We start from the raw sequence: 12,075 nt of genomic DNA, 5'->3' as shown, positions 1-12,075 counted from the left end.
GTAGGCCTTCTCGAGACCGCTACCTACCGCTACTGAGCGGGGACGGACGGAGTTGTGCAAGACTCTGCAAGCTCTTGCCACATGGTTTCAACAGAGGCCGATCAAGACTTCAAGGGGACGACGCGATGACGCAGCAACCCGGAGCGGGCCGACCAGCCGCTCGCACCCGGCGTCCGGTTGGTGGGCAAGGCGAGACCCGCCCGGTACAGTCCCACCCTGTGACCACACGGCTTGCGGACATCGCTGCGCAGGCGGGGGTGAGCGAAGCGACCGTCAGCCGCGTCCTCAACGGGAAGCCCGGCGTCGCCGCCACCACCCGCCAGTCCGTGCTGGCCGCGCTCGACGTCCTGGGCTACGAGCGTCCGGTGCGCCTGCGGCAGCGCAGCGCCGGTCTCGTGGGCCTGATCACGCCCGAGCTGGAGAACCCGATATTCCCGGCCCTCGCCCAGGTCATCGGACAGGCGCTGACCCGGCAGGGCTACACCCCGGTGCTCGCCACCCAGACCCCCGGCGGCTCGACCGAGGACGAGCTGACCGAGATGCTGGTGGACCGCGGGGTCGCGGGCATCATCTACGTCTCCGGCCTGCACGCCGACACCACCGCCGACATGCAGCGCTACGAGCAGCTGCGGGCGCAGGGTGTGCCGTTCGTGCTCGTCGACGGCTTCTCGCCGAAGGTGCAGGCGCCGTTCATCTCGCCCGACGACCGCGCGGCGATGACGCTGGCGGTCACGCATCTCGCCTCGCTCGGTCACACCCGGATCGGGCTCGCGCTCGGCCCGAAGCGGTTCGTGCCGGTGCAGCGCAAGATCGAGGGGTTCGTGCGGGCCGTGCAGGACCAGTTGGGGCTGTCCGCGGAGGTGGTCGAGTCCGAGCTGATCCAGCACTCGCTGTACACCCTGGAGGGCGGCCAGGCCGCCGCGACCGCGCTGATCGGCAGGGACTGCACGGCCGTGGTGTGCGCCAGCGACATGATGGCCCTGGGGGCGATACGCGCGGCCCGTCAGCTCGGCCTCGACGTCCCGAAGGACATCTCCGTCGTCGGCTTCGACGACTCCCCGCTGATCGCCTTCACCGACCCGCCGCTGACCACGGTCCGCAAGCCGGTGCCGGCTATGGGCCAGGCCGCGGTGCGCACGCTGCTGGAGGAGATCGGCGGGACGCCCGCGCCGCACAGCGAGTTCGTGTTCATGCCGGAACTGGTGGTGCGCGGTTCGACCGCTTCGGCCCCTGGGGACCGAAATCGTCCGTAAGGCGGAGTGTGCGAGGCCGGGCGCCGTGCTCCCGCAGTACGAGCAGGTGTCCGTACGGCGGAGAACGTGCGACCGGAACCCGACCGGGGGATGATCGGTGAGGGAACGCTTTTCTGGCAGACTCTGTGCCCATGGGTGAGACGACCGTGACGACACTGGAAGGCCGAGAAGAGGCCGTTCCGCAACCCGTCGCGGACGCTGTCGCGGACGAATCGGGCAAGACCGAACAGAGCGTACTGCGTCGACTGCGCACCCCGCGCCGCCCCCGGCTGTGGTTCGAGATCCTGCTGATCGCGGTGAGTTACTGGACGTACTCGCTGATCCGCAATGCCGTACCGGAGCAGAAGGTGGCGGCGCTGCGCAACGCGGACTGGATCTGGAAGACCGAGCAACAGCTCGGCATCGCCGTCGAACAGACGGTCAACCACGCGGTCAACGCGGTGACTTGGCTGGTCGTGGGCATGAACTACTACTACGCCACACTGCATTTCGTGGTGACGCTCGGCGTGCTCGTATGGCTGTACCGCGGTCATCCCGGCCGCTACGCGGCGACCCGGCTGGTGCTGTTCGCGACGACGGGCGTGGCCCTGGTCGGCTACTACCTGTATCCGCTCGCCCCGCCCCGGTTGATGAACGGCGGCCACTTCGTCGACACCGTCCTGGTCCACCAGACGTGGGGCTCGATGGCGTCCGGCGACCTGAAGAACATGTCGAACCAGTACGCGGCGATGCCGTCGATGCACATCGGCTGGTCCCTGTGGTGCGGCCTGACCATCTTCGCGCTGGCCGCCGTGCCCTGGGCGCGCGTCCTGGGCCTGCTCTACCCGGCCGCCACCCTCGTCGTCATCGTCGCCACCGCCAACCACTTCTGGCTGGACGCGGTGGGCGGAATCCTCTGCCTGGGCTTCGGCTACGGCGTGGTCCGGGTCTGGTACGGCGCCCTTCCGCACGCCCTGCCGAGGCTGGCGCCGACGCCGGCGCCCACGACGAGGCGGGCGTTCCTGCCGACCAAGGCGTAAGGGCCGGCGTCACCCGGCCGTGCTCACGCCGGTCTGCGCCGCCTCCCTCAGTGCCTCGATGAAAGAGGCCATGGCCGGTTGCGGGGGTGCCGTGGCTCGCAGGGCGACGCTGATGGTGCGGGCCGGTTCCGGGGAGCGCAGGCGGCGTACCGCGACGTCCGGGTGGCGGCCGCCGAGGCCGAGGCGGGGGATCAGGGTGACGCCCAGGCCCGCCGCGACGAAGCCCTGGGCGGTGGCGTAGTCCTCGCTGTCGACCACGAAGCGGGGCCGGAACCCCGCCGCCTCGCAGGCGGCGAGCTGTGCGTCGAGGCACGGTCCCGGCCACTCGCTGCCCACCCAGGGCTCCTCCGCCAGCTCCGCCAGGTCCACGCTGCGGCGGGCGGCCAGCGGGTGGCCCTTGGGCAGCACGGCGAGGTAGGGGTCGTCCAGCAGCCGCAGCAGCCGTACGCCGTCGTCCTGGCCGGCCGTCTCCGGCCGCCCGACCACCAGGGCCAGGTCCGCCCGCCCCTCCCTGACGTCCGGCAGCGGATCTCGGGCGTCCGCCAGCCGCAGTTCGACCCGCACTCCCGGATGCAGCGCCCGCAGCCGGGCCACCGCCGGGGCGACCAGTGCCGCCCCGGCCGTCGCGAAGTACCGCACCGACAGCCGCCCGGTGCGTCCCGCCAGCAGATCGGCGAGCGCGGTCTCGGCCTCGGCGACCCGCCGGGCGATCGCGTCGGCGTGCTCGGTCAGCAGCACGCCGGCCGCCGTGGGCCGCACCCCGCGCCCCACCCGCTCCAGCAGTTCCGTGCCGGCCTCCTTCTCCAGTGCCGCGATCTGCTGGCTGACCGCGGAGGGCGTGTAACCGAGCCGCGCGGCCGCCGCGGTCACCGATCCGGTGCCGACGACGGCCCGCAGCACCTGCATTCGTCGCACATCGAGCCGCATGCAGTCGAGCTTAAAGGAGCGTAAGAACTCTTCACTTGTCCTGAAGCAATCCGGCGCGGACCGTGGAGCCATGCCCCTCGCCTCCACCCTCCGTATGGCCGCCCTCGCCCTCCTGTGGGGCTCCGCCTTCCTGTGGATCAAGGTCGCGCTCACCCACGGCCTGTCCCCCGCCCAGATCACCATCGCCCGGTGCGCCCTCGGCACCGCCGTACTGCTCCTCCTGGCCCGCCGGGCCGGCCAGCGGCTGCCCCGCGCCCGCGCCACGTGGCGTCATCTCGTGGTGGCCGCGCTGTTCTGCAACGCCCTGCCGTTCGCCCTGTTCAGCCTGGGTCAGCAGACCGTCGACTCGGGTGTCGCGGGCGTCCTGAACGCCACCACGCCCCTGTGGTCCCTGCTCATCGGCCTCCTGCTCGGCACCGACCGCGGCCTCGGCCCGGTGCGCCTGACCGGCCTGCTGTGCGGCTTCGCCGGTACGGTGCTGATCTTCGCGCCCTGGCAGCGCTCGAGCCTGCTGAGCTGGGGCGCGGCGGCGCTGCTGGCCGCGGCCGCGAGTTACGCCGTGGCGTTCGCGTACATGGCCCGCCATCTCGGCGACCGCCGGGCCCCGCTGGCGCTGTCGGCGGCGCAGCTGCTGACCGCCACCGCCTGGACCGGGCTCGCCCTGCCGGTGGCCGGCCCGGTCGACGCCGACCTCACGGCGCTGCTGGCGGTCACCGCGCTCGGTGTGCTCGGCACCGGCGTGACCTTCTACCTCAACTACCGCCTCATCGCCGACGAGGGCGCGACGACCGCGGCGACGGTCGGCTATCTGCTGCCGGTGGTGTCGGTGTCGCTCGGGGCGCTGGTGCTGGGCGAGGACGTCGGCGCGCGGGTGGTCGCGGGGATGGCGGTCGTCCTGCTGGGGGTGGCGCTGACCCGCCGGCCGCGGCGGGCCGGGTCGGCGGCGCCCCGGCGGGGGGCGGCTCACGTCGCGCCGTAGAACAGCTCCTCCACCACGCCCCGCGCGAGCCGCGTCGTACGCCGGTACGCGTCGAGCATGTCGCCCACGTGGCCCGGCCCGTACCCCAGGTACCGGCCCACGGCCGCCAGCTCCCGGCCGTCCGACGGGAAGGTGTCCCCCGCCCGGCCCCTGACCAGCATCACCGCGTTGCGCACCCGGGTGGCCAGCACCCATGCCTCGTCCAGGGTCGCCGCGTCCTCGGCGGAGATCAGACCGGCCTCGCGGGCCGCCGCCAGCGCCTCGCGCGTACGCGGTGTGCGCAGCGCCTCGTGGGCCGCGCCGTGCCGCATCTGGAGGAGCTGGACGGTCCACTCGACGTCGGACAGGCCGCCCGGCCCGAGCTTGGCGTGCAGCTTGGGGTCGACGCCCCGGGGCAGCCGCTCGGACTCCATGCGGGCCTTCAGCCGGCGGATCTCGCGTACGGCGTCGTCGTCGAGCCCGCGGGCGGGGTAGCGCAGCGGGTCGATCAGCTCGACGAACCGGCGGCCCAGGTCCGCGTCGCCGGCCACCGGTTCCGCCCGCAGCAGCGCCTGTGACTCCCAGACCAGGGACCAGCGGCGGTAGTACGCCTCGTACGACTTCAGGGACCGTACGAGCGGCCCGGACTTGCCCTCGGGGCGCAGGTCCGCGTCGATCAGCAGGGGCGGGTCGGCGCTGGGCACCTGGAGCAGCCGGCGCATCTCGGCGACGACACGGTTCGCGGCGTCACCGGCCTCGCGCTCGTCCACGCCCTCCCTGGGCTCGTGCACGAACAGCACGTCCGCGTCGGAGCCGTAGCCCAGCTCGTGACCGCCGAAGCGGCCCATGCCGATCACCGCGAACCGGGTCGGCAGGGTGTCGCCCCAGCCCTCGCGGACCACGGCGCGCAGGGTGCCCGCGAGGGTCGCGGCGGTCAGGTCGGACACGGCCGCGCCCACCCGGTCCACCAGGGCGCCCTGATCGGCCTCGGCGGGCCGGTCCTCGGTGCCGTAGGAGCCGACGATGTCGGCGGCGGCCGTACGGAACAGCTCCCGGCGGCGTACGCCGCGCGCCGCGGTGACCGCCTGCTCGCCGTTCCCGGCGCGGCCCACGGCGGCGAGGATCTCCTGCTCCAGATGGGCGCGCGTACGCGGCTCCAGTCCCGCGCCGTCGCCGTCGCCGAGCAGCGCCACCGCCTCCGGGGCGCGCATCAGCAGGTCGGGGGCGAGCCGGCCGGCGGACAGCACCCGGGCGAGGTTCTGCGCGGCGGCGCCCTCGTCCCGCAGCAGCCGCAGGTACCAGGGCGTCTTGCCGAGCGCGTCCGACACCTTGCGGAAGTTGAGCAGGCCCGCGTCGGGGTCGGCGGAGTCCGCGAACCAGCCCAGCAGCACCGGCAGCAGGGTGCGCTGGATGGCGGCCTTGCGGGTGACGCCGGAGGCCAGCGCCTCCAGGTGGCGCAGGGCGGCGGCCGGGTCGGCGTAGCCGAGGGCGACCAGGCGTTCGCGGGCCGCCTCGGGGCTGAGCCGGGCCTCGCCGGGGGCGAGCTGCGCGACCGCGTCGAGCAGCGGCCGGTAGAACAGCTTCTCGTGCAGCCGGCGTACGACGGCGGCGTGCCGCCTCCACTCGCGGTTCAGCTCGGCCACCGGGTCGGTGCGCAGGCCCAGCGACCGGCCGAGGCGCCGCTGGTCGTCCTCGGCCTCGGGGACCAGGTGGGTGCGGCGCAGCCGGTACAGCTGGATGCGGTGCTCCATGGAGCGCAGGAAGCGGTACGCGTCCTCCAGCTGGGTGGCGTCGGCGCGTCCCACGTACCCGCCCGCGGCCAGCGCCCGCAGGGCGTGCAGGGTGGTGCCGCTGCGCAGCGTGGCGTCCGCCCGCCCGTGCACCAGCTGCAGCAGCTGGACGGCGAACTCGACGTCCCGGAGCCCGCCGGGCCCCAGCTTCAGCTCCCGGTCGACCTCGGCGACGGGGATGTTCTCCACCACGCGCCGCCGCATCTTCTGCACGTCGGCGACGAAGTTCTCCCGCTCGGCCGCCTGCCACACCAGCGGCGCCACGGCCGCGATGTACTGCTCGCCCAGCTCCCGGTCGCCGGCGACCGGGCGCGCCTTGAGCAGGGCCTGGAACTCCCAGGTCTTGGCCCAGCGCTGGTAGTAGGCGAGATGGCTGCTGAGGGTGCGCACGAGGGGACCGTTGCGGCCCTCGGGCCGCAGATTGGCATCGACCGGCCAGATCGACCCCTCGACGGTGGTCTCCGAGCAGATCCGCATCATGTGCGAGGCGAGCTTGGTGGCCGCCTTGAGCGCCTTGCTCTCGTCGGCGCCCTCCGCGGCCTCGCCGACGAAGATGACGTCCACGTCGGAGACGTAGTTCAGCTCGTGACCGCCGCACTTGCCCATCGCGATCACCGCGAGCCGGCACATCGCGGCGTCCTCGGGCGCGTCCGCGCGGGCCTGGCGCAGTGCCGCGCGCAGGGTGGCGGTGGCCAGGTCTGCCAGTTCACCGGCGGTGTCGGCGACATCGGTGGTGCCGCACACGTCCCGGGCGGCGATGGAGAGCAGGCAGCGCCGGTACGCGACCCGCAGGGCGACGGGGTCGGACGCCGCCGCCAGGCCCCGCTCGAACTCCTCCACGCCGGGGTGCAGGTCACGTGGCTCGTACCTGGCGAGCGCCCGCCAGTCACCGGCGTGCCGGGCCAGGTGCTCGCCGAGCGCGGCGGAGGCGCCGAGCACTCCCAGCAGCCGGTCGCGCAGCGGCTTCGCCGCTATCACCGTGTCGAGCAGTTCCCGGCGGTCGGCGGGAGCCGGCTGCGCCTCCAGCAGGCGCAGCAGGCCGCGCAGGGCCAGATCCGGGTCGGCGGTGGCGCCCAGTGCCTCCAGCAGGACGGGGTCGTTGCGCACCGGCGCGAGCTCGTCGCTGTCCAGTAGCCGTTCGGCGGCGGTGGCGTCGGTGAAGCCGTGCCGCAGCAGCCGCGTGAAGGTACTGCTTCTGCGCCCCGGCGCCGTCATCCCAGGCCTCCCGTTCCGGATCCCGTCGTACGAGATCACCGTCGTACGAGCCGAGCCTAACCGCAGTGGGGTGCGCGGGCCGCGATGAGTTCGACGGGTGGACCGGGTCTCTACTCGTGACACGTGAGGCAGGGACGTTAGACCGGGAGGATCGACCATGACCGACGGACACCCGCACACCCGGCTCGACGCGCGGTACAGCGACGAGAAGGCCACCGCGACACCGTGGCCGCGCGCCGAGTCGCTGCTGGCCGCGGCCGAGCTGTTCTGGATCTCGACGGTACGACCGGACGGGCGCCCGCACGTGACGCCGGTCCCGGCCGTGTGGTCGGCGGGCGCGCTGCACTTCTGCACGGGACCGGAGGAACGCAAGGCGCGCAACCTGGCGGAGAACCCGCGGGTGGTGCTGACGACCGGCACCAACACCTGGAACCAGGGCTACGACGTGGTCGTCGAGGGCGAGGCGGTGCGCGTGACGGACGACGGCCGGCTGCGCGAGCTGGCGGCGGCGTGGGAGACGAAGTACGGCGACTTCTGGCACTTCGAGGTACGGGACGGGTATTTCCACCACGGCCCCGGGCGGGCCGCCGTCTACGCGGTGGCGCCCCGCACGGTTTTCGGCTTCGGTAAGGGGGAGCCGTTCAGCCAGACGCGCTGGCGGTTCGAGTCGTAGGTCTGCAGGACGTCCGGCGCCGGCGAAGGAGTCTCGTACATGGACCTCACCATGGACCTCACCCTGGAAGTGATCCCGCTGCCCGTGAGCGACGTCGACCGCGCCCGGGACTTCTACCGGGACAAGGTCGGCTTCCACGTGGACATCGACGCGGAGGTCATGCCGGGGATGCGGATCGTCCAGCTGACTCCGCCCGGCTCCGGCTGCTCCATCGCCCTCGGCGACAGCCTCTGGGAGCTGACCAAGGGCCCGACGCCGGCGCCGGGCTCCTACCAGGGGCTCCAGCTGTGCGTCGCCGACATCGAGGCGGCCCGCGCGGAGCTGGTCGAGCGGGGCCTGGAGGTGTCGGAGCCGGTGCGGTACGCGCCGGACGACGGGGCGACGTTCATGTACTTCGCCGACCCCGACGGCAACGGCTGGTCGATCCAGGAGTACCGGCGGCGGGCCACGGAACCGCTGTACCGGGTGCTGGCGGAGCTGGCGCGGAAGCAGCAGCAGTAGTAGTGACCGCGAACCGTCCCTGACCGGCCAGGACACCACATCCGGGGCCGCCGTGTACGTGGTTTCCGCAATCGCCCTCCCGGGCCCGCGGCTGCCGCTAGCATCGCCCGACAACGCCTGTTTCAGGGCGAGTTGATGCACAAGGAGCCCCATTGCACACCGAAGTGCGGACCGTCACGCCCGATCTGGCTCAGGAGTGGCTGGAGCTCAACACCTCCAACCGCCCCCTGAGCCGGCCGACGGTCACCCACCTCACCCGGGCCATCGAGCGCGGCGAGTGGAAACTCACCCACCAGGGCATCGCTTTCGACGAACAGGGCAAGCTGGTCGACGGTCAGCACCGGCTGCACGCGGTGGTCAAGGCGGGCCGGGCGGTGGACATGCTCGTCGCGCACGGCGTGCCGAGGGCCGCGTTCACCGTGATGGACACCGGCCGCAAGCGCACCGGCCGGGACGCGCTCTCCCTGGCCGGCGAGGCCAACAGCAACCACCTGGCGGCCGCCCTGCGCGGCCTCCAGCTCTTCCTGACCTCCCCGGACGCCCACTGGTCGGGCGGCTCGTCGCAGGTCTCCAACGACCAGCTGCTGACGATCCTGGAGCAGCATCCCGACATGCGGGAGGCCATCAACCGCGGCATCGCCATCCACCGCGCCTCACGTGTCACGGTCACGGCCGCGTCGATCGGCTGGTACGTGACCTCCCGCGAACGCCCCGACATCGACCAGACCCCCTGGTACGACGGCCTGCTCAGCGGCGCGGGCCTCTCCGAGGCCGACCCCCGTCTGATCCTGCGCAACACGATGCTCGGCATGGCGGCCGGCAAACGCCATCGCCGCAAGGACGACTCACGTGAGCACCTGCTCTACTACCTCAAGGCGTGGAACGCCTGGGTGGAGGGCCGCTCCCTGAAGCTGCTGCGCCGGTCGCCCGGGGAACGCATGCCCAAGATCACCAAGAGGCCTCAGGAGTCCCAGGGGGACGCGGACGCCGCCCAGGCGTCGGATCCGTAGGCCCTGGCGAGCACGCCGACCGTGTCGGCCATGGCCCGGCGCAGCCCGGCCGGCGCGACGACCTCGACGTCCACGCCGAGCCGCAGCAGCTCGCCGCAGGCGTGATCGGTGCTCTCGATGGGGATGACCGCCTCGACCCAGCCGTCCTCGCCGACGGCGGTCGCGGTGTCGTCGACGGCCCGCACCACCTCCGGCGGGACGTTGTCGGGCAGGCGCCGGCGTCCCCGTGGGGACAGGCGGACGGTGGCCGTGCCGGTGTAGCGACGGCTCCGGAAGTCCTCCAGGTAGGAGGCCCAGTACGCGCCGAGGTCGAAACCCGGCGGCCGGTCGAACCGCTCGTCGCTCAGCACGGCGTCCAGGACCTGGGTCACGCGGTACGTCGCGGCACGGTCGCTCGCGGCCCGATCGTTCGCCGTCCGGTCTTCCGCGGCCCGGTCCTTCGCGGCCCGGTCCTTCGCGGCCCGGTCCTTCGCGGCCCGGTCCTTCGCGGTCCCGTCCTTCGCGGCGGCCACGAGGTACCAGGTGCCGGACTTGAGCACCAGGCCGTACGGGCGCAGCCGGCGACGCACCTCCTGCGGCGCGCGCCAGCGGCGGTAGCGCACGTCCACCGCCCGCCGGGTGAGCACCGCGTCGACGAACAGCGGAAGACGCGGCGTCGGCTCGGGCTCCCGGTACCAGCCGGGAGCGTCCAGGTGGAACACCGCGGCGGTCCGCACGGCCTCCTCGCGCAGCCCCGCCGGCAGCGCGGCCAGCAGCTTCAGCCGTGCCGCCGCCACCTCCTCCGCGAGCCCCAGGTCGGCGGCGGGGCCGGGCAGCCCGGCGAGGAACAGTGCCCGCGCCTCGCCCTCGCTCAGCCCGGTCAGACGGGTGCGGTAGCCGTCGACCAGCCGGTATCCGCCGCCCCGCCCGGTCTCCGCGTAGACCGGCACGCCGGCGGCCTGCAGCCGCACCAGGTCACGGTAGGCGGTGCGCACGGACACGCCCAGCTCCTCGGCGAGCCCTCGCGCGGACACGCGGCCCCGGGATTGCAGCAACAGCAGCACCGACAGCAGTCGACCGGCAGACATGGCCGCATTCTCCACGGCGGCCGAAACCCTGACAGCTCCTGGCACACGGCTCCCCTACCGTCGGCTCGCGCCCGCTGAACGCGACGACCACCACCAGGAGCCCGCCGTGCCCTCCACCGCCCCCGTCGACCGCCCCGCCGTGATCGAGCTGCGCCAGTACACGCTGCGGCCCGGCCGGCGCGACGAGCTCATCGAGCTGTTCGACCGGGAGTTCGTCGAGCCCCAGGAGGAGACCGGGATGGTCGTGCTCGGCCAGTTCCGGGACCTCGACGATCCGGACCGCTTCGTCTGGCTGCGCGGCTTCCGCGACATGAACGTACGGCACCGGGCGCTGACGTCCTTCTACGGCGGCCCCGTCTGGGCCGAGCACGGCCCCCGGGCCAACGCGACAATGACCGACTCCGACGACGTCCTGCTGCTGCGCCCCCTGTCGGACGGGAGCGGTCTCGCCGTCTCCCCGCCCGAGCGGGCCCCGGCCGGTTCGCCGGCGCCGGCCCGGTTCGTGGCCGCCACCGTGTGGTCCTTCCCGCGCGACCGGCACCACGGCATCACCCTGATCCGGGACGGCCTCCTGCCCGCGCTCGCGGAGACCGGGCCCGCCCCGCTCGCGGCCCTTACCACCGAGACGGCACCCAACACCTTCCCCAGGCTGCCTGTCCGCACCGGGGAGAACGTCGCCGTGGTCCTCACCTCGTACCGCGATGAGAGCGCCCACCGGCGGCACCTCGCCGCCGTACTGGCCCACCCCCGTGTACGGGACGGGATCCTCCGCGCCCTGGAGCGAGAGCAGACCGAGGCCCCCCGGACCCTGCGGCTGGCGCCCACAGGCCGTTCGCTCGTCTCCTGACCCCGGTACCGCCGCTCGTGTCGCCGGGCCGTACCGTCTACGCGTCCAGGGGAACCGGATCGGGGAGTGGCAGTGGGGGCAAGGCGTGTGGGCGCGGCGAGTGCCGCGATGGTCGCCGGGGTGTTCGTCCTGTGCGGGTGCCTGGGAGAGGAGTCGTCCGGGGCACGGGGGGTGCCGGCGACGGCATCGCCGTCGAAGTCCGCCGCCCCCTCCCCGTCGCCTTCGGAGTCGCGGCCGTTGACGACCCCGCAGCTGAGGTCCCTGCTGCTGCGGGACACGGACATGCCGCAGACCGACGGCATGTCCGAGCAGGCTCCGGCGCCCGAGTACCCGCGCATCGCGGCGGACGGCCCGGACTGCCAGAAGGTGCTCGACACCCTCGTCATGCACGACGCGTCCACGTCCGTCATCCAGGACTGGTGGCAGGACGAACGCTGGAGCGCCCGGACGTGGCTGGCCTCCTACAGCGGTACCGGAGCACAGGAGCAGTTCCGGCGGCTGGAGGAGGGGCTGGAGAGCTGCGAGTCGCTTCGGGGACAGACCCCCGAAGGCAAGCTGAACTCACGGGTCGCCGTGTCGGCGGCCCCGGCGCTCGGTGACGAGGCCGTCGCCTTCGAGCTGAGCATGGAAGGCCCGGACGGCACCACCCTGACCGACCGCCACGTCGTTGTACGGGTGGGCTCCCTCACCGCCGATATCAGCGACCGCGGCACGGAGCACGCCGACCCCTTCCCGCTCGACGCCCTGGTCGACAAGCAGGTGGCCAGACTGACGCGGAGCCCGTCCGCCTGACCCGGGGCCGGCCGCGAGGCCGC

11 protein-coding genes are annotated in these 12,075 nt (G+C 73.2%); 8 read left to right on the top strand and 3 right to left on the bottom strand.

Features of this window, described 5'->3' with window-relative positions:
• The first annotated feature begins 218 nt into the window (after positions 1-218).
• Positions 219-1,253 (top strand): LacI family DNA-binding transcriptional regulator, encoded by a 1,035-nt coding sequence (locus tag ACSU6L_RS26965; protein WP_437060842.1) that lies wholly within the window; start codon positions 219-221, stop codon positions 1,251-1,253.
• A 131-nt stretch (positions 1,254-1,384) separates the two neighbouring features.
• Entirely contained in the window at positions 1,385-2,272 is an 888-nt protein-coding gene (locus ACSU6L_RS26960; protein WP_437060840.1) for a phosphatase PAP2 family protein, read from the top strand.
• Positions 2,273-2,281: 9 nt separating this feature from the next.
• Here the strand turns inward: ACSU6L_RS26960 and ACSU6L_RS26955 are convergent, their stop codons facing one another.
• A complete protein-coding gene (locus ACSU6L_RS26955; RefSeq protein ID WP_437065077.1) occupies positions 2,282-3,178 on the bottom strand; it encodes a LysR family transcriptional regulator in 897 nt (298 codons plus the stop codon).
• Positions 3,179-3,269: 91 nt separating this feature from the next.
• On the opposite strand from ACSU6L_RS26955, the gene ACSU6L_RS26950 reads away from it, so the two are divergent.
• Complete coding sequence (locus ACSU6L_RS26950) at positions 3,270-4,178, top strand: DMT family transporter (RefSeq protein WP_437060838.1); 909 nt, start codon at positions 3,270-3,272, stop codon at positions 4,176-4,178.
• Here the strand turns inward: ACSU6L_RS26950 and ACSU6L_RS26945 are convergent.
• Positions 4,163-7,162 carry a bifunctional [glutamine synthetase] adenylyltransferase/[glutamine synthetase]-adenylyl-L-tyrosine phosphorylase gene (locus ACSU6L_RS26945; RefSeq protein WP_437060836.1) on the bottom strand — a complete coding sequence of 1,000 codons (3,000 nt, stop codon included), beginning with the start codon at positions 7,160-7,162 and terminating at the stop codon, positions 4,163-4,165. The genes ACSU6L_RS26950 and ACSU6L_RS26945 overlap by 16 nt on opposite strands.
• A gap of 157 nt (positions 7,163-7,319) precedes the next feature.
• Here ACSU6L_RS26945 and ACSU6L_RS26940 point away from each other — a divergent pair, with 157 nt between their 5' ends.
• The 3 genes from ACSU6L_RS26940 to ACSU6L_RS26930 all read left to right on the top strand — a co-directional run bounded on the left by ACSU6L_RS26940 (position 7,320) and on the right by ACSU6L_RS26930 (position 9,346).
• Positions 7,320-7,835, top strand: coding sequence for a pyridoxamine 5'-phosphate oxidase family protein (locus tag ACSU6L_RS26940; RefSeq protein ID WP_437060834.1), 516 nt, complete (start codon positions 7,320-7,322; stop codon positions 7,833-7,835).
• 51 nt (positions 7,836-7,886) lie between these two features.
• The gene (locus ACSU6L_RS26935) at positions 7,887-8,336 is read left to right on the top strand and encodes a VOC family protein (protein ID WP_437065075.1); all 450 of its coding nucleotides are present in this window, start codon (positions 7,887-7,889) and stop codon (positions 8,334-8,336) included.
• A gap of 152 nt (positions 8,337-8,488) precedes the next feature.
• Positions 8,489-9,346 carry a hypothetical protein gene (locus ACSU6L_RS26930; protein WP_437060832.1) on the top strand — a complete coding sequence of 286 codons (858 nt, stop codon included), beginning with the start codon at positions 8,489-8,491 and terminating at the stop codon, positions 9,344-9,346.
• On the opposite strand, the gene ACSU6L_RS26925 is transcribed toward ACSU6L_RS26930, so the two are convergent.
• Positions 9,298-10,413, bottom strand: coding sequence for a helix-turn-helix transcriptional regulator (locus ACSU6L_RS26925; protein WP_437060830.1), 1,116 nt, complete (start codon positions 10,411-10,413; stop codon positions 9,298-9,300). The two genes, ACSU6L_RS26930 and ACSU6L_RS26925, sit on opposite strands and share 49 nt — an antisense overlap.
• A 106-nt stretch (positions 10,414-10,519) precedes the next feature.
• Between ACSU6L_RS26925 and ACSU6L_RS26920 the strand changes: the two genes are divergently transcribed.
• Together ACSU6L_RS26920 and ACSU6L_RS26915 are read left to right on the top strand one after the other, a co-directional pair.
• A complete protein-coding gene (locus tag ACSU6L_RS26920; protein WP_437060828.1) occupies positions 10,520-11,260 on the top strand; it encodes an NIPSNAP family protein in 741 nt (246 codons plus the stop codon).
• A gap of 237 nt (positions 11,261-11,497) precedes the next feature.
• Positions 11,498-12,052, top strand: coding sequence for a hypothetical protein (locus ACSU6L_RS26915; RefSeq protein WP_437060826.1), 555 nt, complete (start codon positions 11,498-11,500; stop codon positions 12,050-12,052).
• Positions 12,053-12,075: the final 23 nt, after the last annotated feature.

Origin of the sequence: Streptomyces sp. enrichment culture (assembly GCF_964272855.1) — a bacterium.
In the GTDB taxonomy this organism is placed as follows: Bacteria; Actinomycetota; Actinomycetes; order Streptomycetales; family Streptomycetaceae; genus Streptomyces.
This window is presented reverse-complemented; position numbering and strand designations above follow the sequence as displayed.